Annotated in this window: 18 protein-coding genes and 1 pseudogene; 3 read left to right on the top strand and 16 right to left on the bottom strand. The window is 52.3% G+C overall.

The genetic code is table 11. The annotated features are described in order from the left end of the window. Positions 1 to 21: 21 nt before the first annotated feature. From JL661_RS13425 to JL661_RS13405, 5 genes are all read right to left on the bottom strand, one after another. Positions 22 to 1,983 carry a hypothetical protein gene (locus JL661_RS13425; protein WP_062772212.1) on the bottom strand — a complete coding sequence of 654 codons (1,962 nt, stop codon included), beginning with the start codon at positions 1,981 to 1,983 and terminating at the stop codon, positions 22 to 24. Between the two features lie 556 nt (positions 1,984 to 2,539). Then, complete coding sequence (locus tag JL661_RS13420) at positions 2,540 to 2,881, bottom strand: YfiM family lipoprotein (protein ID WP_004904488.1); 342 nt, start codon at positions 2,879 to 2,881, stop codon at positions 2,540 to 2,542. Positions 2,882 to 2,937: 56 nt separating this feature from the next. Further along, positions 2,938 to 4,296 (bottom strand): CDP-diacylglycerol--serine O-phosphatidyltransferase, encoded by a 1,359-nt coding sequence (gene pssA / locus JL661_RS13415; protein ID WP_004235560.1) that lies wholly within the window; start codon positions 4,294 to 4,296, stop codon positions 2,938 to 2,940. A 184-nt stretch (positions 4,297 to 4,480) separates the two neighbouring features. After that, positions 4,481 to 7,138: a bifunctional acetate--CoA ligase family protein/GNAT family N-acetyltransferase gene (locus JL661_RS13410; protein WP_062772215.1), complete on the bottom strand. Its 2,658-nt coding sequence runs from the start codon at positions 7,136 to 7,138 to the stop codon at positions 4,481 to 4,483. 37 nt (positions 7,139 to 7,175) lie between these two features. After that, positions 7,176 to 7,880, bottom strand: a complete 705-nt coding sequence (locus JL661_RS13405; protein ID WP_062772218.1) for a tRNA-uridine aminocarboxypropyltransferase — start codon at positions 7,878 to 7,880, stop codon at positions 7,176 to 7,178. 181 nt (positions 7,881 to 8,061) lie between these two features. Here JL661_RS13405 and JL661_RS13400 point away from each other — a divergent pair, with 181 nt between their 5' ends. After that, positions 8,062 to 9,123: a tRNA/rRNA methyltransferase gene (locus tag JL661_RS13400; RefSeq protein WP_062772221.1), complete on the top strand. Its 1,062-nt coding sequence runs from the start codon at positions 8,062 to 8,064 to the stop codon at positions 9,121 to 9,123. A gap of 492 nt (positions 9,124 to 9,615) precedes the next feature. Here the strand turns inward: JL661_RS13400 and emrB are convergent, their stop codons facing one another. The 11 genes and pseudogenes from emrB to nrdH all read right to left on the bottom strand — a co-directional run bounded on the left by emrB (position 9,616) and on the right by nrdH (position 22,789). Continuing rightward, a complete protein-coding gene (gene emrB, locus JL661_RS13395) occupies positions 9,616 to 11,145 on the bottom strand; it encodes a multidrug efflux MFS transporter permease subunit EmrB (protein ID WP_062772224.1) in 1,530 nt (509 codons plus the stop codon). Positions 11,146 to 11,157: 12 nt separating this feature from the next. Continuing rightward, positions 11,158 to 12,337, bottom strand: a pseudogene (emrA, locus tag JL661_RS13390) (multidrug efflux MFS transporter periplasmic adaptor subunit EmrA). A 243-nt stretch (positions 12,338 to 12,580) separates the two neighbouring features. Further along, positions 12,581 to 13,096: a transcriptional repressor MprA gene (gene mprA / locus JL661_RS13385; protein ID WP_004235567.1), complete on the bottom strand. Its 516-nt coding sequence runs from the start codon at positions 13,094 to 13,096 to the stop codon at positions 12,581 to 12,583. A gap of 483 nt (positions 13,097 to 13,579) precedes the next feature. Then, complete coding sequence (locus tag JL661_RS13380) at positions 13,580 to 14,806, bottom strand: MFS transporter (protein WP_004235569.1); 1,227 nt, start codon at positions 14,804 to 14,806, stop codon at positions 13,580 to 13,582. 170 nt (positions 14,807 to 14,976) lie between these two features. Then, on the bottom strand, positions 14,977 to 15,975 hold the full coding sequence (proX, locus tag JL661_RS13375; protein ID WP_004235570.1) for a glycine betaine/L-proline ABC transporter substrate-binding protein ProX: 999 nt from the start codon (positions 15,973 to 15,975) through the stop codon (positions 14,977 to 14,979). Between the two features lie 82 nt (positions 15,976 to 16,057). After that, positions 16,058 to 17,197 (bottom strand): glycine betaine/L-proline ABC transporter permease ProW, encoded by a 1,140-nt coding sequence (gene proW / locus JL661_RS13370; RefSeq protein ID WP_036417134.1) that lies wholly within the window; start codon positions 17,195 to 17,197, stop codon positions 16,058 to 16,060. Continuing rightward, entirely contained in the window at positions 17,184 to 18,389 is a 1,206-nt protein-coding gene (gene proV, locus JL661_RS13365; RefSeq protein WP_024474192.1) for a glycine betaine/L-proline ABC transporter ATP-binding protein ProV, read from the bottom strand. The genes proW and proV overlap by 14 nt, the downstream gene beginning before the upstream one ends. Positions 18,390 to 18,994: 605 nt before the next feature. Further along, on the bottom strand, positions 18,995 to 19,957 hold the full coding sequence (gene nrdF, locus JL661_RS13360) for a class 1b ribonucleoside-diphosphate reductase subunit beta (RefSeq protein WP_036417132.1): 963 nt from the start codon (positions 19,955 to 19,957) through the stop codon (positions 18,995 to 18,997). Positions 19,958 to 19,981: 24 nt separating this feature from the next. Then, positions 19,982 to 22,102, bottom strand: a complete 2,121-nt coding sequence (gene nrdE, locus JL661_RS13355; RefSeq protein WP_004235574.1) for a class 1b ribonucleoside-diphosphate reductase subunit alpha — start codon at positions 22,100 to 22,102, stop codon at positions 19,982 to 19,984. 30 nt (positions 22,103 to 22,132) lie between these two features. Next, positions 22,133 to 22,549, bottom strand: coding sequence for a class Ib ribonucleoside-diphosphate reductase assembly flavoprotein NrdI (nrdI, locus tag JL661_RS13350; protein WP_004240863.1), 417 nt, complete (start codon positions 22,547 to 22,549; stop codon positions 22,133 to 22,135). Between the two features lie 21 nt (positions 22,550 to 22,570). Next, positions 22,571 to 22,789 carry a glutaredoxin-like protein NrdH gene (gene nrdH, locus JL661_RS13345; protein WP_024474189.1) on the bottom strand — a complete coding sequence of 73 codons (219 nt, stop codon included), beginning with the start codon at positions 22,787 to 22,789 and terminating at the stop codon, positions 22,571 to 22,573. Positions 22,790 to 23,097: 308 nt separating this feature from the next. Here nrdH and mnmH point away from each other — a divergent pair, with 308 nt between their 5' ends. Further along, the gene (gene mnmH, locus JL661_RS13340; protein WP_004240857.1) at positions 23,098 to 24,180 is read left to right on the top strand and encodes a tRNA 2-selenouridine(34) synthase MnmH; all 1,083 of its coding nucleotides are present in this window, start codon (positions 23,098 to 23,100) and stop codon (positions 24,178 to 24,180) included. 181 nt (positions 24,181 to 24,361) lie between these two features. After that, positions 24,362 to 24,829 carry a methylated-DNA--[protein]-cysteine S-methyltransferase gene (locus tag JL661_RS13335; protein ID WP_004235582.1) on the top strand — a complete coding sequence of 156 codons (468 nt, stop codon included), beginning with the start codon at positions 24,362 to 24,364 and terminating at the stop codon, positions 24,827 to 24,829. The last annotated feature ends 88 nt before the right edge of the window (positions 24,830 to 24,917 follow it).

The following is a 24,917-nucleotide window of genomic DNA, read 5'->3' as shown; positions in this document are numbered from 1 at the left end:
TTTGACATCACCTTTATCAAATCAGGTGAAACCACCCAGAACCAGTTTGCTGTCACTGTTTAACGCTAACTGATAATCCGCACCCAGTTCCAGACCGGCGTGTCTGAGTTTGTACTGAATCTGATCCTTATCCACTTTGGTATTGCTGCCGATACCCTGCATCCAGAGACCGTTCTCAATACTGTCGCTGGTACGCAGCATATGCAGACGTGCACGCAGATGATCAACTTCGTTGTTGTACATCAGCTGCGGCGCACTGGACAGTGCGAGTACCGCACGGGCACTTGGTGTCAGGCGATCGGTTGCAGTGAATGACCATGTGGTGTCATTATCGGCACCGGTACGGGTCTGAATATTATGAATGTAAGTACCGGCATCCATCAGGTTGAGGATTTTGCCGTCCGCATCCTTCATACCAAAGACCACATTGCTGTCACCGGCCACGTTTTTCACATATGCGAAATCAGCAGACTGAGGGCGATTCAGAACGGCTTCTTTACCGGTGCCCCGCTCAATGATGGTGACATAGTGCTGACCATAAGCATTATCAGTATTGATAAAGTCAGAATTACCATTGAGGATATTGCTGTTCATGGTGAAATCTAACGTGGTGTTATCATACTGCGCCGGATCATTGTTACCCAGATTATTGATATTCATCTGAGTATGGCCTGCCGGATTGGTCCGGTGGTCAAAATTCACCGCTGCTTTACCGTTTAAGGTACCGATAGTGACGGCATCGTGTTCCTGAGTGCCTTCATAAACGGTGACGGAGCTTTTGCCTTTGGTCTGGCTCAGAGCAAGATCTTCCACATACGCACCATTGGTGGTGGCCGCATACAGATGCAGATGGTTTTTGCCGTTAAAAGTAGTTTTGCCGGTCGCTTTACCATTGGCCTCAACAATCATATCGATATCACCGTTGAGGGTGTTATTTTTCGCTTCACCGCCATTTTCAACGCTTAAGTGAGAATTGCCGGTCTGGGTGTTATCGGTGGCCAGGCCGCCTTTCTTAACAATCTGATTGGTATTGGTCAGTTTGTTATTGTTGGCGGTACCGCTGGTAACCTGCTCACCACGTTTATCAGCTTTATTGGTGATGGTATTGTTTTCTGCAAGACCATCCACATACTGACTGCCGTTGGTAATGTCATTTTTAATACCGGCAGTACCGTTTTTGCCGACAACCTGCTTACCGCGGTTAGTGGCTTTGTTAGTGATGGTATTATTTTCTGCAAAACCATCCACAAACTGGCTGCCGTCAGTAATGTCATTTTTAACGGATGAGATACCGTCTTTTTCAACACGCGGATCAGTGTTGCTCAGGGTGTTATCTTCCGCTTTACCGCGTACAACCTGGATACCGTGTTCAGCACCGGCATTATCGATAACGTTTTTAACGGCAACACCGGTTTTTTCAATGATCTGATCGGCATTTTTCAGTGTGTTGTCAGTTGCTGTGCCGCTGACTAACTGAAGGCCGTGTGTGCCGGTGGTATTATCGATACTGTTTGTGGTGGCTTTGCCGCCGGCACCAATGGTCTGATTACCATTAGTGATATTGGTTTTTTCTGCCGTACCTTTGACAACCTGATCACCATCTTTGATTGTGTTACCTTTGGCAACACCACCGGTGTTGATAGTCTGATCGGCGTAGTCAAATTTGGAATCAATGGCCAGGCCGTGATTATTGACAGTTTGTCCGGCTCTCTGACCTGTCGTTTTATCACCGGTAAAGGTGGAATCAAGTGCAATGGCTTTGCGGGAGTCATTGTCACCGTTCAGATACTGCTGGCTGGCGCCGGTAAATGTGCCGTTGCGGGACAGTGATTTGTCATTAACAGTCTGGGTGGCATTACCTGTGAAGGTATCGCCTTCAGACACCAAATATTCACCGTGATCCGCCGGATCCAGACGGCTGTCATCAACCAGTGTTCCTCTGGTGGTAATTGTCGCAGCACCAACGAGTTCTGTTTTGTCCATCGTGGAGCCATCCAGAACCTGTTCTGAGTTATCGCTGTATGTACCATTGGATGTACTCAGCGTGATTTCAGCTTGTTTGTGGTTTGTATTATCACCGAATATTTCATAATAGTGGCCTGTGTTCGGAATAAAGGTGAATGGGAAAAGATCCTAATACCTATTGTTATCAGGTAATTATAGGGTGTTTACTACGCAGGAAATAAGAGGGGTCCTATTGCGGGTATCTAATGGTATGAATATGTTCTTATTTTATTTTTACTATGGGTATTTGCACTTAGACATATTATTTTCATCCTTACTTATCCGGATTTTGGGTTGTAGTTATTATCAAATTAATAATGAAAATGCCATTTTCATTCCGGTTTATTTTACGTAATATTAATTTTAAGCTATGTTGTTTAAATAAGGAATAAGGAGAAATAGCACTATTTAAATCGAAAGGTTATTAAATATTTAAATTGCCGGGTCTGATGCCATTGCGGAAAATTAACCGGAATGAATCATTTTTTGCATGTGATGTTGCTCACAAAATTTACACTGCCCGGTCACCGGATTTTTATTTCAGCGATTGGTACACACTGTAACCGGCAACGGCGCCGGCGATATCCCAGACGAAATCTTTCACACTCCAGCCGGTACCGCCCGGGCGGCTGTCATAAAACTCTTTCGCGGCTCCCAGCGCAACAGAAAAACCGATACCGAATTGTGCACTGTGCCGGTGCTGCCAGTTCTGGTGATCGCCATAAGCATTAGCGGCAATTGCGGTTGCAGCTGAAAAGGCGAAATGCTGGGCTTTATCCCGTCCGGTCCAGCTGTCATTAGCAAGGTGCATCGAACAGCCGGAACTCAGCAGCAGGCAGAAAGACACTGTCATGCAGGTACGTAATGTAACGGGCATACTCATTCTCCGGGAAACAGATAAAAAAAATCCCGGCGGGTGCCGGGAGGTTTATATCAGAGGATCCGGCTTATCAGGCGATCAAGACGGACGCGGCGCAGACGGCGCAGCAGTTTTTTGATCTTGACCGGATAGTCACGGATATTATCCAGCTCAGTATAGCTGCGGATAATGGTTGTGTTGGTGCGGATATTGGCCAGCTCTTCCTGACGCTGTGCGTGCAGCTCCTGTTTCGGGTCACGGATAAGGATCGCATTTTCCAGATCCAGGCCCCAGGCGCGCGGGTTCAGGTTATTACCGGTGATCAGCTGCCACTGATTGTCCACCCACATCCCTTTCAGGTGATAGGTGTTGTCGTCATCTTTCCACAGGCGGATGGTCAGTTGCTCACTGTCGGAGAACCGCTGCAGACGCTGCATAAAGCGGCGCAGATTGATTTCATACAGATAAGGCAGCCCGCCGATAATTTTGAACGGCTCTTCCGGCGGAATATAGAAATCATTGGCAGTTTTATCGCCGATAATGATTTCCACCTGTTTCCCGTCCCGCAGCAGGCGGCTGATAATGCGCACCAGTGTTGACGGCAGATTGAAATACGGCGTGCAGATAACCACTTTTTCCTGTGCGGAACACATCAGGTGCTCAATGGTGTTATTGAGCATGTTCTTTTTCCCGAGACCAATCAGCGGCGTCACGGCCAGCTGATCATCAGGCAGTGCCTGCGGGGTGAAGTGGTATGCGGCATGGCGCAGTTTCAGGCGGAAATCGCGGATCAGGTTTTTGATCTCCGGCGTTTTCACGCGGGTTTCGGTATCGAGTTTCTGTACCGCCGGTTCCGGCAGCAGCATTTCATCAATAAACAGTTTCATTGCCGCCGCCAGTTCCGGATTACGCAGGAAGTGGTAGCGGTCATAACGGTATTTATCATGCTGATACAGATAGACATTATTGACGCTGGCACCGCTGTAAATAACGGTATCGTCAATAATAAAACCTTTCAGATGCAGAACACCCAGCGCTTCGCGGGTATTTACCGGCACACCGAAGATAGGGATAAGCAGGTCAGGGTGAGATGCCGCGACGGAGTGATACCAGTCGGCATTGGTGGCATTCGCTTCTGCACCGATACGCCCGCGCTGTGCGCGGTGCCAGTCAACAAAGACTTTGATATCCAGTTCCGGATTGGCTTTTTTGGCGGCATACAGCGCGTCAAGGAAATCCCGGCCCGCATCATCGTGCTCAATATATAACGCAGAAATATAAACGGTTTTCTTTGCACCGGCGATTTCTGCCAGCAGACGGCCTTTAAAGTCGCGGGTATGGAACAGCGTTTCAACATCATCCGCAGACTGTGCTAACTTCGGCAGTTGTGCAAGGTGCTGTTGGTGTTTCGCGGATTTGAATTTTGACAACATCACAGTGCGAATTATCTCTTTAGTTATAGGCGGCGGTTACGGAATAAACAGGTACCGGGCCGGTAATGAAAAGATGAACAGATCAAAGGATTATATCACCAGTTTGTCTGATTGTGCGCAGCAATTCACTTTCTGCTTAAGTGACGGTTAAGTCTGTGTCATATATCACGTTGTCCGTTTTTGACTATTGCACTGCCGCAATTTCGGAATTCAGGTGAAGTGTCAGGTTGACGATGCCATCCTCAAACTGTGTTTCGACGGTAAACCCGAGCTTTTTCGCCAGTTGGATCATATTACGGTTCTCCGGCATGGTGATGGCGGTCAGCAGGAGGATACCGCGTGACTTTGTGTAGGCGAGCAATTTGCACATCAGCTGATAACCCAGAGTATTGCCTTTCATATCTGACCGCACCAGCACTGCAAATTCCGCTTCCCGGTTATCCGGATCCGACATCGCACGGGCAACCCCGATAATCTGACCGCCGCTGTCCACCGCCACAAAGGCCATTTCGCGGTCATAATCAATCTGGGTCATTTTTGCCAGGTCGTCATGGGTAAATTCACTGATCTCACTGAAATAACGGTAATAAAGATCTTCTTTGGTCACGCGGTCAATAAAGGCTTTCAGCAGGGGTTCGTCTTCCGGCAGGATAGGGCGGACATGCACAACCGCGCCGTCTTTTAACTGAAAATTCTCCTCCAGTTCTGCCGGATACGGGCGGATAGCCAGACGCTGACGGCCGTCACCGGCTGCCGGTACCAGAGTCATCGTGGCATCCAGGATAGTAAACTCCGTACCGGAGGCGAGCAGCGGGTGCAAATCGAGTGTCACCACCTGCGGGCAGTCAATTATCAGGTTGGACACCTGTACCAGCACCCGGCTCAGACCCGCAATATCCAGCGGATTCAGGGCACTGCCGGCTGCCAGTTTGTTATTCTTAATGGCGTGAATCACCAGATAACGGGCAAGCGCCATATTGAGCGGCGGCAGGGCAACGGCGGCAGGGGATTCATCATCCCACGGGCGGCTGGCATCCCCCAGCATAATCACCGGGCCGAAAACCGCATCCTGGGTCACTGCAATCCGCAGTTCCTGTGCTCCGGCGCGGTTCGCCATCGACTGCACAATCAGCCCGTCTATCTGCGCATCGGGGAAGTTTTGTGTCACCCGGTCAATAATCGCTGCTGCTGAGGTGGCGACTTCCTGTTTATCCCGCAGATAAAGCATCACGCCCTGCACATCGGATTTATGTGCGATATCCGGTGAGCGCAGTTTCAGTGCCACCGGGTAACCCAGTGTTCCGGCAATGGTAACGGCATCATCCGCAGAATGGGCAATCCAGGTCGGAAGAATGTTCAGCCCGTAAGCATCCAGCACCGGCTCAACCTCATAGGTATCCAGCACGGTGTGCTGACGGCGCAGAGCGCTGTCTATGCAGTGATGTGCCTGCTGCCGGTTGGCGGTCAGTCCCTCGGACAGAGCGGGAGTTTCCGCCAGCTGTTTCTGGTTGCGGCGGAATTCCACCATATGCATAAAAGCGGTCACAGCACCTTCCGGTGTGCGGTAAGTGGGGATCCCCGCCTCGCCGAAAAGGCGGCGGGCTTCCTGTGAGGAGTATTCCCCGCTCCAGTTGGTGAAAATTGTCAGCCAGCGGCTGCGCGGATGCTGCGCGATCGCGGCAATAATCCGGGCGGCGGTTTCTTTGCCCGGCGCAATCGCACTCGGGGAGTGGAGGATCAGCAGGGCATCATGATCGTGGCTGTCGAGCAGAATATTCAGGGTGGCGATGTAGCGATCCACCGTGGCATCATCGCGCAGATCCAGCGGATTATTGATCACAAAATCATCCGGCAATACCGCCGCGAGTGCGGCGCTGCTCTCATCACTGAGACCGGCAATTTTCCCCCGGCGGCGGAACAGTTCGTCCAGCGCCATTGCTGCCGGTGCCGCGCCGTTGCTCATAATGGCGAGACGTTCACCGCGCAGCGGCTTCATAAAGGTCAGGGTTTCCACGGCGGAAAACATCTCGTGGGTATCCTGAACCCGCAGCAGACCGGCGCGCTGGATTGCCGCATCATAGGCGATATCCAGGCTCGGCGTTTCACCGACCAGTAATTGTGTGCGCTGCGTGCGACCGCTTTTGACCACCAGGATCGGTTTATTGCGGGAAGCACTGCGGGCGGCGGACATAAAGCGCCGCGCATCATGAATATGTTCGAGATAGAGCAGAATGGCGCTGGTTTTGCTGTCGCGGGCCAGGAAATCGAGCATATCGTCGATATCAATATCCGCGCTGCTGCCGAGTGCGATAAAGTAGGAAAAACCGGTTTCCCGCTGTTGTGCCCAGTCCAGAATGGTATTGGAAACGGCGGCGGACTGGGAAATAAACGCCAGTTTGCCTTTGAGCACCGGTACCGGGGAAAAACTGGCATTCAGACCCTGCCAGGGCGCAAGCAACCCCAGGCTGTTCGGGCCGAGCAGGCGGATATTATAGTGCTGACAGGTCTGTTTCAGCTCAGTAGTCTGTGATGCCGTGGCGGAGAGAATAATCACCGCACGGCAGCCGAGTTCACCGAGTTCATTCAGCAGGGCAATATTACGTTTGGGGTGGGTGCAGATAATGGCCAGATCCGGCACCAGCGGCAGATCCGCGACAGACGGATATGCCAGTACCCCTTGCACTGAGCGGCGTGACGGCGTGACCGGCAGAACCGGTCCGGCAAAACCGCCGCTGAGCAGATTGCTCATCATCCGGGAACCCGCCCGGTTGGGCTTTTCGGATGCACCGATAACCGCAATGGATTGAGGCCGGAGTAATGCTTCAAGGCCGCGCTGACTCATGGTGTTCTCCTCAGACCGGATTCCCGTGTGCTTTAATTTAGCCTAAAAGCAGTTCCTCTGCTCTGATTTGTGCCACCGGAAGATGTGACTTACCCTTCAAATACTGACGGCGGAAGCAGGTGAAGTGATCCAGAAGCTGTTTTCCGGCCGCGGTATCACCTGCCATCATCAGTGCCGCAGCGGCCACTTCGGCGGTACAGTGCTGATCTTCCCGTGCCGCAACCCGCAGCAGATAATCTTTCTGCGCCAGATCGTTGATGGAGAGCAGCGGAATGTTATCGAGATACGGGCTTTTACGGAACATTTTGCGTGCTTCCGGCCAGGTACCGTCGAGCAGAATAAACAGCGGCGGCTTTGTATTTTCCGGCACATCACTGAACACCTGACGCGGCGGAGTGGCATACGCCTGAGGGAAAATCAGGTACGGCTGGCGGGTGTCATCTTTCAGGAGCGCGAGCAGAGCCTCGTCCGGTTCGGTACGCGACCACAGAAAAGCCTGTGTGTTCGGCAGGACATCGGCGATAAGCTTCCCGGTATTGCTGGGTTTGAGCGGTTCGGTATCATACATCAGCAGGCAGAACTGACTGCGTGCATCCCGGGTCTGTATGGTGTCACACAGACAGTTTTTTTCGGGTAATAAGCAGTAATTACAACGGACTACACGACATCCCCGGGCACGGAAAACACGGGTGGATTGTGCCAGACGCCGCTGGCGTAACTGGTAAACAGAATTGGTCTTCATTTTTATCGGCTGGTTTCACAAAAAACAGTATGCATTGTACTGTTAACGCTGCACAATAGCATGATTTTTCGCGGGGGCGCCTGAGTTCAGTGCCTCCGGCGGGGGCGGCCGGTGATCATAACCGGCAGGTCCGGACGATATCGGGTAATCTTCGCCCCCGGAAATGGCGTGGGAGAAACACATGAACGACTCTTTAAATGGTAAAAACGGCAAAGTGAAAGTAATGTATGTCCGCAGTGAGGACAAACAGGACGATCAGAAAAAATCAGACAGACGCGGTGGCCGGGGATCAGATCGCGGCGACCGCAACAGCCGCGGCCCGCGCGGGGATCGCAATGAACGCAGCAATCGCGGAGAACGCAGAGGTCAGGGAAGTTATTCCTATGACAGTCGTTCACCGTGGAAAACCGTATCCCGTCAGCCGTCAGAAGACGGAGAGGGGCTGATCCCGGATCACGGCGGTATCAGCGGCAAAAGCCAGATCGACCCGGCACAGCTGCGCCGTCAGCGTCAGGAAGAAACCCGTATTTACGGGGAAAATGCCTGTCAGGCCATGTTCCGCAGCCGTCCGGAGCGCATTGTGCGCGCCTGGTTTGTTCAGTCAGTGACACCGCGTTTCCGCGATGCCCTGAAATGGCTGGCAGCGAACCGCAAAGCCTATCATGTGGTGGATGAGGAAGAGCTGGCCAAAGCATCCGGTACCGAACACCACGGCGGTGTCTGCTTCCTGATTAAAAAGCGCGGCGGTGTGAGTGCGGAAACCTATCTGGAAACCGCCGGTGAGCAGGATTGCGTGCTGGCGCTGGAAAACGTCGGTAACCCGCATAACCTCGGCGGTATTATGCGCAGCTGTGCTCACTTCGGTGTCAACGGTGTGATCCTTCAGGATGCCTCTGTGCTGGAATCCGGTGCGGCTGTCCGCACAGCGGAAGGCGGTGCCGAGCATCTGGTCGGGATTGATGCCGATGGTCTGACGGATACGCTGGATTTATTCCGCAAAAAAGGGTACGCCATCGTCACCACCTCCAGCCACAAAGGCAGCACCGATCTGGCGAAAGCCACACTGCCTGCAAAAATGGTACTGGTTCTGGGTGAAGAGAGTGACGGCCTGAGTGACGCGGTCTGGGAAGGCGGGGATATGCGCCTGTCAGTCGGCGGTACCGGTAATGTCGAAAGCCTGAACGTGTCCGTTGCGACCGGGATTATCCTGGCACGCTGGTGGCAGCAGAATAAAGTCAGCTGATACCGGCTGATTATGATTAATAAAACCCGGCGTTTGCCGGGTTTTTAATTAATGATGTTCATGAATGTTTTTTCTGAAATAAATATCTCCCGTTATATTCACCTGTCTGTCAGCACGCCAGTCATAACGGCTGTACGGGGATAGATGCTGTTAATGTCAGATATTATAAAAAAACCATGCCGGAGCATGGTGCAAAAATGTGCATTAAAAATAAAAATTATGGCAAACAGCATTAATAATGCTAAATCATGCTCACACTCCTTTGTGAATATAATATTGATAATCATCCGTGATATTAATTCCGCTACCGGAAAGTGTATTTTCCTGCGGTGAAATAAGAATAGCAATTTAATGATTTTAATAGCAAGTGATTATTCTGTTAATAAGTTTTTGTTTTATTATTGTTTAATTAATTTGTAGATAAATATATTTTATTTTTATATTAAGCACATCAATAAAAATAAAGGCACCGCAGTGCCCTTAATTTCTTATTTAATGTGCACCGCCGCCGCCACCGGCAGTAAACGGTGGTTTGGCAAACCAGACCAGCAGCATCAGCACCAGGAAGACACCGGCAGAGAGCCAGAAAATCTCGTTCGCAGAGATAATCAGCCCCTGGTCGGTGATCACTTTTGCGATATAGGCCGATGATTGCTGCTGCGACATCCCCATTTCACCCAGCGTGTGATACATCTGCTGTGTATCCGGGCTGAACGGGTTGATATGCTCGGCAAAATTGGCGTGATGCATGGACTCCCGCTGTGTCCACATCGTGGTGGTGATCGATGTTCCGATAGCGCCGGCCAGTGTCCGCGTAAAGTTTGACAGGCTGGATGCCGACGCCATTTTCTCCGGCGGCAGGCCGGAAAGCGTAATGGTGGTCAGCGGCATAAAGAAACAGGCGATTGCCAGCCCCTGTACAAACTGCGGCCAGGCTGCGGCGGCAAAGTCCATTCCCGGCTCAAACGTATAGGCCCGCCAGTAGAAACAGACGGTATACATAATGAAGCTGAATGTCACAATGATCCGGTAATCCACTTTATGGGCATATTTGCCGATAAGCGGTGTGATCAGCAGCGGCAGAATACCGACCGGCGCGGAAGCCAGTCCCGCCCAGGTGGCAGTGTAGCCGAATACCCCCTGCAACAGCTGCGGCAGCAGAACAATGGTGCCGAAATAGAGCATATAAGCCAGACTGAGGCTGAGGCAACCTATTGTGAAGTTCCTACTCTTAAACAGAGACAGGTCCACCACGGGGTGATCATCCGTCAGCTCCCAGACGATCAGGAAGGCGATGGCAACCACAGCTATCACGGTCAGGACAATAATCTCCGTCGAGTTAAACCAGTCCAGCTCTTTGCCCTGGTCGAGCATAATCTGCAGACAACCAACCCCCACCACCAGCAGGATCAGCCCGACAGTATCAATCGGACGGATTTCCGTTTTGGTTTCCCGGCCCTCCAGGGTTTTTGCGGTCAGCATCATGATCACAATCCCGAACGGCACGTTGATGAAGAAAATCCAGCCCCAGTGATAGTTGTCACTGATATAGCCGCCGAGGATAGGCCCGCAGATCGGCGCGATAACAATGGTGACTGACCAGAGTGCCAGCGCCATAGTGCGTTTTGCGGGAGGATAGTTATTGAGCAGCAGACTCTGTGACAGCGGGATCAGCGGCCCGGCCACCAGACCCTGGATCACGCGGAAGAAAATCAGCATGCCCAGGCTGTTGGAAATACCGCATAACCAGGAGGAGATGGCAAACAGCGCTGTTGACCACATAAACAGACGCACTTCGCCGATCCGCTTGGCCAGCCAGCCGGTGATCGGGATGGAGATGGCATTCGCCACCCCGAATGAGGTAATCACCCAGGTTCCCTGAGAGTTAGAAGAACCCAGGTTACCGGCGATCGTCGGGATCGCCACGTTGGCGATAGTGGAGTCGAGCACCTGCATGAAAGTCGCCAGTGACAGGGCGATAGTCATCCAGGCCAGTCTTGCTCCGGTCAGTGGCGCCTGCATAACCCTGACCCCTTACTGACCGGCATTGCGGCTGATAATCTCAGCGATCATCTGATCCGCCGGTTGCATATCAATGCTCAGGGCACTGGTATGATAGGCCGGATCGGTGCGCACGCTTTTCGACAGCACCGGGCCGTCAGTATTCTGTGTGTCCACCGTGACATCACCGGAAAGACCGATACGCAGCGGGTATTTCTCCAGCTGTGCCGGATCCAGCGCGATACGCACCGGCAGACGCTGCACCACTTTGATCCAGTTACCGCTGGCATTCTGCGCAGGCAGCAGGGAAAAGGCGCTGCCGGTGCCCATATCCAGCCCGGTAACGGTACCGGTGAAGACCACTTTGTCGCCGTAGAAATCAGTAACCACTTTGGCCGGCTGCCCGATACGCATGGCGCTCAGCTGGGTTTCTTTAAAGTTGGCGTCAATCCACATACCGGTGGCCGGAACCACGGCCATCAGCGGGGTAGCAGGAGTGATTTGTGCACCGACCTGCACACTGCGCCGGGAGACATAACCGTCCACCGGACTGCGGATATCGGTCCGCTCCAGTGCCAGCCAGGCGTTACGTACTTCGGTGGCCGCCTGTTTCACTGCCGGCTGTTCGCTCAGCGGGGTATCGAGGATCACGGCTTTGTTGGCATTAAACTGCTCGGTGGCAACATCCAGCTGCGCTTTGGCGCTCACCACGGCTTCACGGGCGTGCTGAAGTTCTTCTTTGCCGATCACATTCTGTGCGCCCAGTACTTCACGACGGCGCAGGTCATTCTGCAGGCGGGTCAGTTCTGAACGGCGGACTTCAATACCGGCCAGCAACTGACGGCTGTTGATCATCTGCTGATGTGTCTGGCGGACACTGTTTGCCAGCGCAACCTGTGCTTTTTCCAGCGCCAGTCCGGCATCGCGTTTATCGAGCTGCACCAGCAGCGTTCCGGCGGTCACATAATCGGTATTATCCACACTGACAGTGGTGACACTGCCGGGAACCTGTGACATCACAATCACCTGGTTGCCGGTGACATAGGCGTTATCGGTCGATTCATGGTGGCGGAGCACCATAAACCAGTAAACGGTGTAAGCCGCACCCAGTAATACAAACAGTAATGTCAGTAACATCAGCGCATTACGGCGTTGTCGTTTTTTTGTTACGGACTGGGGGCTGGACAGCCTGAGTTTCCTCACTGACACTCATCAGTTATCTCCGGATATTGTTCTTTTTTTAAGGTGTTGCATGACATAACCGCAACAAAGACAGGCTTGCTATTGTCGTCACTGTGATAAACGACAACCGCAAGCCCGGATGGTCAGCACATCAATTGATGGCAGAAATGTCAGCCTGTGAAGGATAAAGGATCCGGGCCAACAGAAAAGGTTTTTTTACACCTGCTTATTGAGAAAAGCTCTTATTCATTAACCTTAAACAATAAAAGGTTATTTAGTTGTCGCTCTTATCGAGCTGAATAAGCAGTTTGCGCATCAGCTTTTCCAGGTTTTTCTGTTCATCTTCGGCCAGTGCTGACCAGATATGACGTAATGCATCATGCTGAGGCGGCAGCAGACTGTGCAGAAAATCTGAGCCTTTTTCTGTCAGGTGCAGATGCAGACAGCGGCGGTCATTGTGGCTCTCTTTGCGCTCAATCCAGCCGTTTTTCTCGAGTTCATCCGCGATGCGGGTCGCATTGGTGCGGGAAGATCCGAGCGCGGCGCTGAGTTCTGAAGGCTGAATGCTGTGAGATTCTTTAGTATCCAGAATCATCAGAGCCATGAATAATGTCTCATTGATACCCTGAGATTTCAGCATATTGTTGCGTTTTTCTAATAATTTACTCTGAACGTGCATTGAAAGCCGGGTCAGTAAAATTTCCTGATACGGCAGATCGGCACCCAGATTCTTCTGTTGTGAGATCCGGCTGTTAAGCAATTCTTCTGTCGGTGTAAATGAACTTTCCATTATTGAGATACCTTATTAGTTTCTGTTGGTATGTTAACCCGGCTATGACCCGGTGAAATGACCGGCCAAAAGATTAATTTAACAATTATAGCAGGTTAATATCACTACATTTCTTTTGATAATGCCACCTGATTCATAAATTTTATGAATGTTAGTCACAAATATCACTTATTATTTAGCAAATCACTTACATTTTCATTACCGGGCGGCTGACTCTGATTATGCGTAATTTTTGCTTCATAAATTACGTCAATTTTTATTAGTGAACCATGATAATGAAGAATATCAAATGACCTTCATTGCCGTTATGGCAGTGATTATCGCTGTGGTATCTATTTTACGTGGTCAAAAATTATTTTCTTTGATTAACAGTGTTATTTGTAACTTTTAACGAAGGAATAATCCACAGGTGGTAGATTATTATGCGATGTTTGTTGGATTTTTGAGTGGAAAAAGCACCCGAAGGTGCTTTTTCCGGAGGAATCAGGTGTGTGATGGCTGCTGACGGGTAGGCGTTTCATCAGACTGCGGTACATCATACTTCTTCCCGGCAAGCCAGATCACCAGTCCCAGGGCACTGACTGCCGCGCCGCTGTAACAGACGCCATCCCAGCCATAGTGGCTGTAGGCATAGCCGGACAGCAGTGAACCGAATGCGCCGCCGCAGAAATAGCAGGTCATATAACCGGCGGTCAGACGGCTGCGTGCCTCCGGCATCATCCGGTAGAGGGTACTCTGATTGGTGACATGCACCGCCTGTACCGCCAGATCCAGTACCACCACCCCGGCCACAAAGGCTGCGACAGAATAACCGCTCAGCGCCAGCGGGATCCACGAGAGCAGAAGCAGCAGCAGACCGGCGCTGGTGGTCAGGCGGCCTTTGCCTTTATCGGCAAAACGCCCGGCCGGGCCTGCCATCAGGGCACCGGCGGCACCGGCGAGGCCGAACAGCCCGATAGTGCTCTCGGAATAATTAAACGGATCCGATGCCAGCAGGAAGGCCATAGACGTCCAGAGCAGGCCGAACGCGGCAAACACAATGGCACCGAGTGCCGCCCGGACACGCAGAACCGGGGTGCGGACAAACAGCACCACAATGGAGGCCAGCAACTGACCGTATTTCAGTTCAGACACCTGCTTATACTGCGGCAGGTGCAGATACAGGATCAGCGCCAGCAGAACCAGCAGCCCGGATGCAGCCCAGTAGACTGTCCGCCAGCCGCCGAATTCCGCCAGCACACCGGCGACGGTCCGTGCCAGCAGGATACCGAGCAGCAGGCCGCTCATAATAATCCCGACCGCCTTGCCGCGGTGCTGCGGTTTGGCGATAGTCGCCGCCAGCGGAATAAGAATCTGCGCCACCACGGAAAACATCCCGGCCAGTGCGGTGCCCAGCAGCAATTGCCAGAGGGTCTGTGACAGAGCAGAAATCACCAGCCCGATAGCTGACAGCAGTGTCATGGTGACAATCAGGTTACGGCGCTCGAATTTGTCCCCGAGCGGCACCAGAAACATCAGGCCGGCAGCATAACTGAGCTGGGCGGTGGTGACGATAAATCCGGCCATACCGGCGGTAACGCCGAATTGTGCGGCAATCGTCTCCAGTAAAGGCTGTGCATAATAGTTACTTGCGACTAACAACCCGGTTGCCATTGCCATCAGGCAGATAAGCTGAGGTGTCAGAACCGCATCAATAGTTTTCTTTTTCATGATTATTATAAGATTGATTGAGTATGAAATGATTACGGGTACTACGGAGCGCTACTATATAGAAAGCAGACCGGAAAGGGTATCGATTTTGTGAGGTTGATCACGTTTCGTTGAGGGTAAAAAAAAGCGGCCATATGACTATGGCCGCCGGGAGGCTTTTTCAGATCCGGTTATTTATCAGCGGCTTTGCGTGCCTGTTCAATCCAGCCGTCGAATTTTGCCTGATTGGCTTTAATCCAGGCATTGGCGTGGCGTTCAATATCCGCCTGCGAGTTTTCGCCGTTATGCATGCGCAGGTTCTGGGCGTTGATGGCCGAGACCGGCAGTTTCATGACAGCGAACAGCTCTGCGGCTGCCGGGTTTTGTTCAGCCCAGGCTTTGTTGGCTGCGATATGCATGGTGCTCGGCGGGAAGCCGTAGTTTTTGCCGTTCGGCAGTTTGGTGTCAATTTTTTCGCCGTCCGGCATGGAGGAGAACGGTACTTCCAGCCAGACCACATCGCGTCCCGGTTTCAGCACATCACTGATCCAGTACGGCGTCCAGGTATAGTAAAGCACCGGTTTGCCTTCTTTGTAACGGGTGATGGTGTCTGCCATCATCGCAGCGTAGTTCCCCTGGTTGTGCTCAACGGTGTCTGTCAGCTTATAGGCGTTCAGATGGTTGTTGATGGCGGCCTCACAGCCCCAGCCAGGGTTACAGCCGGTCAGATCCGCTTTACCGTTGCCGTTGCTGTCAAACAGTTTGGCGATTTCCGGGTCTTTCAGTTGTTCAATATTGGTGATGTGGTATTTCTCAGCGGTTTTCTTGTCAATCAGATACCCCTGAGCGGCGTTCACGACATAATCCCCTTTGCGGTAGAATTTATCGTCACCTCCGGCCGCTTTGTACTGGGAATTGTGCAGCGGCACCCAGCTTACTGCCATAAAGGTGGCATCACCGTTGGCGATTGACGCATAGGCTACGTTGTAATCCACTTCCTGAATCGGCTGCACGTCATAGCCGAGTTCTTCCAGTGCTTTGTTGACGATAAGGGTCTGAAAGGTTTCTTCAGTAATGGTGCTTTGTACAGGCAGCACTTTGACCCCTTTGCCCGGCTGCGCGGTGTCCGCGAAAGCCTGAGTACCAATGAGTGCCGATAAGGCGATTGCTGCGATTGCTGTCTTACGCATCGTTTTCCCTCTTGTTGTGCCTGCCGCCGCGATAACAGCGGCAGGGTGATAATGAGCGGGAGCGGAAGCCCCCTGCCGTGTGTTACGGCGCGCGGCGGAACGGACGGGTGATAAGCCCGGCTGGACCGGTGTGATACCAGCGGCGGCCGGCTTTGCTGCGGGAATCTTTCCCGAGTGATTGTGTCAGACGGTCAAGAATAATGGCGAGAATGACAATCCCCGCACCGCCGACAGACGCCAGCCCCATGTCGAGGCGGCCGATACCGCGCAGTACCATCTGTCCCAGACCGCCGACGGCGATCATGGAGGCGATAACCACCATTGACAGCGCCAGCATCAGCGTCTGGTTGATCCCGGCCATGATGGTCGGCATTGCCAGCGGCAGCTGGACTTTAAACAGCATCTGACGCGGATTGGCACCAAAGGATTCTGCGGCTTCGACCAGGTCAGCGGGCACCTGACGGATCCCGAGGATAGTCAGGCGGATCACTGGCGGCAGGGCGAAGATAATGGTCACCACCACACCCGGCACGTTACCGATACCGAACAGCATGACAATCGGCACCAGATAGACGAAAGCCGGTGTTGTCTGCATGGCATCAAGCAGCGGACGGATAAATTTCGCGGCGCGTTCATGGCGCGCCAGGGCAATACCGGTCGGTAACCCGATGATAATACAGAATATCAGGGCGGTCAGAACCAGTGACAGAGTCACCATTGCTTCATTCCATGCCCCGATGGCACCGATAAAGGTCAGTGATACCACGGTGGCAAGTCCCAGCCCTTTGCCGCTCATCTGCCAGGCGAGCAGGGCAAAGATAAGAATGGCGATCGGCGCCGGAATGGCGGTCAGTCCCTGTTCAAAGGTCGTGAGCACAAAGTCGATCGGCACACGGATGCCCTGAAAGACCGGACGGAAGTGCAGCACAATCCAGTTGATGGCATCGGTCACCCAGTTGTCAAACGGGATCAGCGAGTGGTCAAACGGATTTGCCCAGTCAAACGCGGGGCCGGTATCTGCCGGTGCGGCATCCAGCCAGTCACTGCCGCTGTCCGCCGCGCCACCCCACGGGTCGGCATCCGCACCGCCGGTATCGGCGGCACTTCCCCACGGATCACTGCTGTCTGCGGCGTCAGGGGCTGTTTGTACTGATGAAGGATCCGGCTCTGATGTTGCCGCCCACGGATCCAGTTCTGTATCCTGTTGATTATTCCGGCTCATTCGGCGTCTCCTTATCTAAAGCCTGCAGTAGCATCCCTTTTGAGATAACCCCGGCATAGCGGTTGTTGTTGCCGACCACCGGAACAGCACACGGTGACTGCGCGACAACGGTCAGCAGCTCATTGAGCGGTGTGTCAGCACTGACCGCCTGCGGCTCGCTCAGAATGGCGTCTGTGATAGGTTTTTTCGCTTTCAGTGCCGCCTCCAGTGAGGCAACAGAAACAATACCGGCAAATTTTTGTCCGCGTTCAATCAGGTAACCGTACTCGCGGTCATCATCATTGAGAACTTTCAGTGCCGAACGCGGGCCGAAGCCCGGCGCAACATGCAGCAGCGCATCCGCACGGCGGCGGGCAATATCTTTGGCGCTGAACACATGACTGATATCCACACCACGGAAGAAGGTACGGACATAATCATTAGCCGGATTATTGAGGATCTCATCCGGGGTGCCGACCTGCACCACAACGCCGCCCTGCATAATGGCAATACGGTCGCCGATACGCATGGCCTCGTCGAGGTCATGGGAAATAAACACGATGGTACGCTGTTTATCGCCCTGGAGGCTCAGCAGCTCATCCTGCATTTCGGTGCGGATCAGCGGATCAAGGGCGGAGAACGCCTCATCCATCAGCAGGATATCCGGGTCATTCGCCAGCGCGCGGGCAAGCCCGATCCGCTGACGCATCCCGCCGGACAGCTCATCCGGATAGGAATTCGCCCACTGCTCCAGGTTGACCTGTTTCAGCGCATCCAGTGCGCGCTCATGGCGTTCCGCTTTGCTCATCCCGGCCAGTTCCAGGCCGAATGCGGTATTATCGATCACCGACATATGCGGCATCAGAGCAAAGGACTGAAACACCATGCTGATTTTTTTACGCCGTACCTCGCGCAGTGCCTGATCGGAAATCACAGCGATATCTTCGCCGTCGATCAGCACCTGGCCACGGGTCGGTTCTATCAGGCGATTGAGAAGACGAACTAAGGTAGATTTCCCTGAACCGCTCAGTCCCATGATGACGAATATTTCGCCTTCTTCAATGGCCAGATTGGCGTCCTGTACGCCGACGGTAGCACCGGTCTTTTCAAAGATATGTTCTTTGTCCAGGCCCTGTTCTAATAATTCAAATGCCTGTTTCGGGTGCTCACCGAATATTTTATAAAGATTTTTAACTTCGAGTTTTATTGCCATGCAGTATATCCATTCAGAATAACGTGGATGTGAAATGGGTAAATGTGGATCCTCTCCCTGAAAAAAAACGTTATTTACCCTAGCATACGAGATAATGCTGACAACCCCTTGTTTATGAGAATTAATCAAAAAGAACGGATATATTTTTGGTGTAAAATCACCGGGATCCGCTGAATATCTTATTTCATTAATATATGAATAATCTGCGGAAAATAAGAAAGGAAAAGTACCGGAAAGTTAACCAGGCACTTGTTTTAACCGCTTTTTATCCGGAATGCCTGAAAAGGGAATATGATGATATTTTGCCGGATAATCCCGGCGTCAGTAAGTTGTGAGATTCATCGCGAAAACAGGGAAAAAAAATTGCACCACATTAAATATATTTATTAATAATGATGTGTAATTATTGGTGCAATAACAGATATTTCGCTTAAGTCTGGAAATAACTCGATAAAAACATCCTGATAACCGGAAAATACCCCCGTAAAAATTGATGATTCAGGTTGTTTTGTGAGCTAAAAATGCACTGATATAAATATGCTGCAATATCAGTGCATTAATAAAACCGGTGTTTATAGTACGATACTTAAACGGAAGTGATTGATTTAAAAATCCCAGTCTTCATCTTCTGTGTTCACTGCTTTACCTATCACATAAGAAGAGCCGGATCCGGAAAAGAAATCGTGATTCTCGTTGGCATCCGGTGACAGCGCCGATAATATTGCCGGACTGACATCCGTCACACTCTCCGGAAACAGTGCTTCATAGCCTAAGTTCATCAGTGCTTTATTGGCATTATAATGCAGGAATTTAATCACATCCTCAGACCATCCGGCACCGTCATATAATTTCCGCGTATAACTGACTTCATTCTCGTATAAATCAAATAACAGACTGAAGGTAAATTCCTTTATTTCTTTGCGGGTTTGTTCATCATAATTCTGTAATGAGCGCTGGAATTTATAGCCGATATAATAGCCGTGAACTGCTTCATCCCGGATAATCAGGCGGATAAGATCGGCGGTATTCGTCAGCTTGGCGCGGCTTGACCAGTACATCGGTAAATAAAATCCGGAATAGAATAAGAAGGATTCCAGAAACACACTGGCGACTTTCTTTTTCAGCGGGTGCGGGTCACGGTAATAGCCGAGGATAATCGCCGCTTTATTTTGCAGGGGCGGTTCCTCTTCACTCCAGCGGTAGGCGTCATCAATCTCCTGTGTGGAGCAGAGCGTGGAGAAAACCGAGCTGTAAGAGCGGGCATGCACCGCTTCCATAAAGCTGATGTTGGAGAGTACCGCTTCCTCGTGCGGTGTCAGGGCATCCGGGATAAGCGCCGGTGCGCCGACCGTGTTCTGAATGGTGTCCAGCAGGGTCAGCCCGGTGAACACGCGGATGGTCAGCTGTTTCTCTGCCGGGGTCAGTGTCTGCCACGACGGAATGTCATTGGAGAGCGGCACTTTTTCCGGCAGCCAGAAGTTGCTGGTCAGGCGGTTCCAGACCTCGAGATCTTTGTCATCCTCAATCCGGTTCCAGTTAATCGCGGAAATGCGGCTTAATGTGGTCATGATAATATCCTGATATAAAACGGTTTATACGGCGCAGGAAACACAGCCCGCCACTTCGGTGCCTTCCAGCGCAGACTGACGCAGACGCACGTAATAGAGGGTTTTTATCCCTTTGCGCCAGGCATAAATCTGTGCGCGGTTGATATCGCGGGTGGACGCCTCATCACTGAAAAAGAGGGTGAGGGATAAGCCCTGATCAACATGCTGCGTGGCGGCGGCGTAAGTATCGATAATCTTTTCCGGCCCGATTTCGTAGGCATCCCGGTAATACTCAAGGTTATCGTTAGTCATAAAGGCGGCCGGGTAATAGACACGGCCGAGCTTGCCTTCTTTACGGATCTCAATACGGGCCACAATCGGGTGAATGGAGGAGGTCGCGTGATTGATATAGGAAATCGATCCGGTCGGTGCGACTGCCTGTAAATTCTGGTTGTACAGCCCGTGCGCCATCACACTCTCTTTCAGCTGCTGCCAGTCCGCCTGTGACGGAACGGCAATTCCGGCATCAGCAAACAGGGCGCGGACTTTTTCTGTCGCCGGTTCCCATTTCTGTGTGATGTATTTACTGAAATACTCCCCGCTGGCATAGGCAGACTGCTCAAAATTGCGGAAGGTCTGCTGCCGCTCAATTGCCAGCTGGTTGGAGGCTTTCAGGGCATAATAGGCGATGGTTAAAAAATAGATATTGGTGAAATCAATACCTTCTTCTGAACCATAATGAATATGCTCCCGCGCCAGATAACCGTGCAGATTCATCTGCCCGAGCCCGATAGCATGAGAGCCCCGGTTGCCGTGATCGATGGACGGCACACTGCGGATCTGACTCATATCTGACACCGAGGTCAGCCCGCGTACAGCGATTTCAACGGAGCGGGCGAAATCCGGGGAATCCATCATTTTCGCGATGTTCAGCGAGCCGAGGTTACAGCTGATATCACGCCCGGTATGGCGGTAACTGAGGTCGTCGTTGTATTCGCTGGCACTGTTGACCTGGAGGATCTCCGAGCAGAGGTTGCTCATATTAATGTAACCGGCGACCGGGTTTGCACGGTTCACATTATCCTCAAACATAATATAGGGATAACCGGATTCAAACTGGATCTCCGCCAGGATGCGGAAAAACTCACGGGCATTGATTTTGCGTTTGCGGATGGCCTTGTTATTCACCATGTCCGCATAGTGCTCTGTGATGCTCAGTTCTGACATCGGTTTGCCGTAAATCCGCGCCACATCGTACGGGGAGAAGAGGTACATCGGCTCGTTATTTTTGGCCAGCTCAAAGGTGATATCCGGGATCACCACGCCGAGAGACAGGGTCTTGATACGGATTTTTTCATCCGCATTTTCCCGTTTGGTATCGAGAAACGTGAGGATATCCGGATGGTGTGCATGCAGATATACCGCCCCGGCTCCCTGGCGCGCGCCCAGCTGATTGGCATAGGAAAAGGCATCTTCCAGCATCTTCATCACCGGCACCACGCCGCTGGACTGGTTTTCAATCAGTTTGATCGGCGCACCGGACTCACGCAGGTTAGTCAGCAAAAATGCCACACCGCCGCCGCGTTTGGAGAGTTGCAGGGCCGAGTTCACACTGCGTCCGATGGATTCCATATTGTCTTCAATACGCAGCAGGAAGCAGGAGACAAACTCCCCGCGCTGCTTTTTGCCGCAGTTGAGGAAGGTCGGGGTGGCGGGCTGGAAACGTCCGCTGATGATTTCCTCCAGCAGATGCTCTGCCAGTTGCGTATCTCCCCGCGCCAGTGTCAGCGCCACCATACAGACGCGATCTTCAAACCGCTCCAGATAGCGCTGGCCGTCAAAGGTTTTCAGGGTATAGCCGGTGTAATATTTCAGGGCACCGAGGAAGGTCGCAAAGCGGAATTTTTTGCTGTACGCCAGCCGGAACAGATTTTTAATAAATTCAAAATCATATTGTCCGATGACGTCAGCTTCGTAATAGTTTTCATTAATCAGAAAATCGAGCTTTTCCCGCAGATTGTGGAAAAACACGGTGTTCTGATTCACATGCTGGCGGAAGTAGTGGTGCGCCGCCGTGACATCTTTATCAAACTGGATCCTGCCCTCTGCATCATACAGGTTGAGCATGGCATTCAGGGCGTGGTAATCCGTGTATTCAGTGGTCATCGTGTTATCCCGGAATCAGGTAAGCAGCACTCAGCAGGCGGTCTCAGCGGCCTGCTGCTGCCAGAATTGGTGTAAGCCGCGGCGGACGTTATCGACATCCGCCTGTGTGCCGAGCAGTTCAAAACGGTATAAAAACGGCACCTGACATTTGGCGGCGATAATGTCACCGGCGATGGCATAAGCGCGGCCAAAGTTGGTATTTCCGGCGGCAATCACACCACGCAGCAGTGCCCGGTTCTCAGGCCGGTTGAGAAAGCGGATCACCGGACGCGGCACCGCGCCGCTGTGATGGCCGCCGCCGTAGGTCGGCACCAGCAGCACAAAGGGCTGAGTGGCGGTAAGGTCACCATCTTCCGGCAGCCGTGTGGCCGGGATCCCCAGTTTTTCCGTGAAACGGTGACAGGTTTCTGAACGGGTGGAGAAATAAATCAGTGCCTGCGTGGTCATGGTGCCTCCGGCGTGTGCGGTTCAGAGGGCGGCAAGTTTGTCGGGACGGAACCCGGCCCAGTGATCCTGACCGGCGATCACCACCGGCACCTGCTGATATCCCAGTGTGCGGACATGCTGATACGCCTGCTCATCCTGAGTGATATCAATGACACTGAACGGAATATTTTTCCGTGTCAGCATCTGGTAGGTGGCATTGCACTGCACACAATCGGGTTTGCTGTAGATAGTCACTGTCATGGCGGTTTCCCGTGGTTATCGCTGCCCGTTATGAGCAGATATCGTGGGTTAACTGTGTTTTGAATACTATATGTAGATATTAAATATATCAACCACACTATATATGGTGTTTTTGCACTTTGAATGATTATCACTATTATTAATCCGGATGTGAGTAAATGCATGATGAACTGTCTGCACGGTGAATATGCGGAGGGGGAAAATCCGCAGCGACAAATGTCCCCGTCAGGCGTACAATAAAAAAATCTGAACTGTCTTTTGCAGACAGCTGAATTTATTGGCATCTGAACTGAAATCACACATTTATTATGGAATTAGCTCCGTCTTCCCGAACTATCCGCACACTCCTTGCTTCTGATACCCCGCTGATTGATGTCCGCGCGCCGGTTGAATTCAGCCAGGGAGCCATGCCTGCCTCACACAATCTGCCGCTGATGAATGATGAGGAGCGGGCCGCTGTCGGTACCTGTTATAAGCAGCAGGGCGCTGAAAAGGCGCTGGCGCTGGGGTATCAGCTGGTCAGCGGTGAACGCCGTGAGCAGCGGATAGCAACCTGGCTGGCGGCCTGTGCGGATTATCCGCAGGGCTACCTCTGCTGTGCCCGGGGCGGCCAGCGTTCACATATCGTGCAGCAGTGGCTGCGGGATGCGGGAACGGAATACCCGCTGATCACCGGCGGTTACAAAGCACTGCGTCAGGCGGTGATTCAGGTGACGGAAGAGCTGGTGGCGCGTCCGGTGATTCTGATCGGCGGCTGTACCGGCAGCGGTAAAACCACGCTGGTGGGCGAACTGGCGGACGGTATCGACCTGGAAGGACTGGCGCATCACCGCGGATCGTCTTTCGGGCGCACGCTGGAGGCGCAGTTTGCCCAGGCGACATTTGAAAACCATCTCGCTGCCGCCATGATAAAAAAAGAAAACGCCGGGACCCGCTGGGTGCTGGAGGATGAAGGCCGCGCCATCGGTGCCAACGGCCTGCCGGAGCCGTTGCGGGTGCAAATGGCACAGGCTTCGCTGGTGGTGGTGGAAGATCCGTTTGAGCGCCGTCTGGAACGGCTGAAAGAAGAATATTTTGACCGCATGACTCATGATTTCACCGCCGCATACGGTGAGGAAAAGGGGCGTGAGGCATACAGTGAGTATCTGCATCACGGGCTGTCAGCTATCCGGCGGCGGCTCGGCACGCAGCGGGCGGCGGAACTGACCGCGCTGCTCGACAGTGCACTTGCCGAGCAGTGGCGCAGCGGCAATACCGAAGCTCACTTCTCGTGGCTGTGTCCGCTGCTGGAAGAATATTACGACCCGATGTACCGCTATCAGCTGAGCAAAAAAACCGACCGCATCCTCTTTCGCGGCACCTATGAAGCCGTCGCTGACTGGCTGAAATAATCCGCCGTCTCATCATTCGTCACAAAGCTGTTCACCGGGGTATCATTTTCCGGTGAACTGACTTGCATGAATTCATTTGCCTCGTTATTTTCTCTGTTGTGAGATGAATGACGTAAATGATGTTTGTCTCTTTATCATAATTAGGTTTTGCTATAGCAAAACCAGCACAAAGGGCAGACGTATGGCAACGACTTATATAAAGGCTCCGGCCGGATTTCCCCGCCGTTATATCATTATCAGCGCGGATGAGCAGGGGATCACTGAACTGGGATTTGATGATACTGCGCCGGCGCAGACAGACAGTGATAACCCGCATATCAGACAGTGTATTCATGAGCTGGATGAATATTTCGCCGGGAAACGGCAGGATTTCAGTGTGAAACTCAATCCGCACGGTACGGAATTCCAGACCCGGGTGTGGGCGCAGTTATCAACTATTCCGTTTGCGATCACCTGGTCTTATAAAGATCTGGCGCTGAAGCTGGGCTCTGCCAATTACTGCCGCGCGGTTGGTATGGCAAACGGGCGTAACCCTGTTTGTCTGATTATTCCGTGCCACCGGGTGATTGCACACGACGGTTCAATGGGCGGATACAGCAGCGGGCTGGATATTAAGCAGTGGCTGTTGCGCCATGAGGGCATTATCTGAGTAAAAAGGTGGCAAATGTTGCTGACCGTTGAAATAACCAGGACAAATCCTCTGGTATATCAGCGGAATATCTCTCACAATGACGTTA

The sequence above is a fragment of the Morganella morganii genome (genome assembly GCF_019243775.1).
In the GTDB taxonomy this organism is placed as follows: Bacteria; Pseudomonadota; Gammaproteobacteria; order Enterobacterales; family Enterobacteriaceae; genus Morganella; species Morganella morganii.
The sequence above is the reverse complement of the archived record's forward strand: the minus strand, read 5'-3'. Positions and strand labels throughout refer to the sequence as shown.

What these genes read in the sequence shown, in the direction of transcription:
- JL661_RS13335 (WP_004235582.1), top strand. Translation starts at nt 24,362, where the DNA reads ATGGCAACGACTTATATAAAGGCTCCGGCCGGATTTCCCCGCCGTTAT.
- pssA (WP_004235560.1), bottom strand. Translation starts at nt 4,296, where the DNA reads ATGTTGTCAAAATTCAAATCCGCGAAACACCAACAGCACCTTGCACAA.
- mprA (WP_004235567.1), bottom strand. Translation starts at nt 13,096, where the DNA reads ATGGAAAGTTCATTTACACCGACAGAAGAATTGCTTAACAGCCGGATC.
- proX (WP_004235570.1), bottom strand. Translation starts at nt 15,975, where the DNA reads ATGCGTAAGACAGCAATCGCAGCAATCGCCTTATCGGCACTCATTGGT.
- proV (WP_024474192.1), bottom strand. Translation starts at nt 18,389, where the DNA reads ATGGCAATAAAACTCGAAGTTAAAAATCTTTATAAAATATTCGGTGAG.
- JL661_RS13410 (WP_062772215.1), bottom strand. Translation starts at nt 7,138, where the DNA reads ATGAGTCAGCGCGGCCTTGAAGCATTACTCCGGCCTCAATCCATTGCG.
- mnmH (WP_004240857.1), top strand. Translation starts at nt 23,098, where the DNA reads ATGGAATTAGCTCCGTCTTCCCGAACTATCCGCACACTCCTTGCTTCT.
- JL661_RS13420 (WP_004904488.1), bottom strand. Translation starts at nt 2,881, where the DNA reads ATGCCCGTTACATTACGTACCTGCATGACAGTGTCTTTCTGCCTGCTG.
- nrdF (WP_036417132.1), bottom strand. Translation starts at nt 19,957, where the DNA reads ATGACCACATTAAGCCGCATTTCCGCGATTAACTGGAACCGGATTGAG.
- JL661_RS13405 (WP_062772218.1), bottom strand. Translation starts at nt 7,880, where the DNA reads ATGAAGACCAATTCTGTTTACCAGTTACGCCAGCGGCGTCTGGCACAA.
- emrB (WP_062772224.1), bottom strand. Translation starts at nt 11,145, where the DNA reads ATGCAGGCGCCACTGACCGGAGCAAGACTGGCCTGGATGACTATCGCC.
- JL661_RS13425 (WP_062772212.1), bottom strand. Translation starts at nt 1,983, where the DNA reads ATGGACAAAACAGAACTCGTTGGTGCTGCGACAATTACCACCAGAGGA.
- nrdI (WP_004240863.1), bottom strand. Translation starts at nt 22,549, where the DNA reads ATGACCACGCAGGCACTGATTTATTTCTCCACCCGTTCAGAAACCTGT.
- proW (WP_036417134.1), bottom strand. Translation starts at nt 17,197, where the DNA reads ATGAGCCGGAATAATCAACAGGATACAGAACTGGATCCGTGGGCGGCA.
- nrdH (WP_024474189.1), bottom strand. Translation starts at nt 22,789, where the DNA reads ATGACAGTGACTATCTACAGCAAACCCGATTGTGTGCAGTGCAATGCC.
- JL661_RS13380 (WP_004235569.1), bottom strand. Translation starts at nt 14,806, where the DNA reads ATGAAAAAGAAAACTATTGATGCGGTTCTGACACCTCAGCTTATCTGC.
- nrdE (WP_004235574.1), bottom strand. Translation starts at nt 22,102, where the DNA reads ATGACCACTGAATACACGGATTACCACGCCCTGAATGCCATGCTCAAC.
- JL661_RS13400 (WP_062772221.1), top strand. Translation starts at nt 8,062, where the DNA reads ATGAACGACTCTTTAAATGGTAAAAACGGCAAAGTGAAAGTAATGTAT.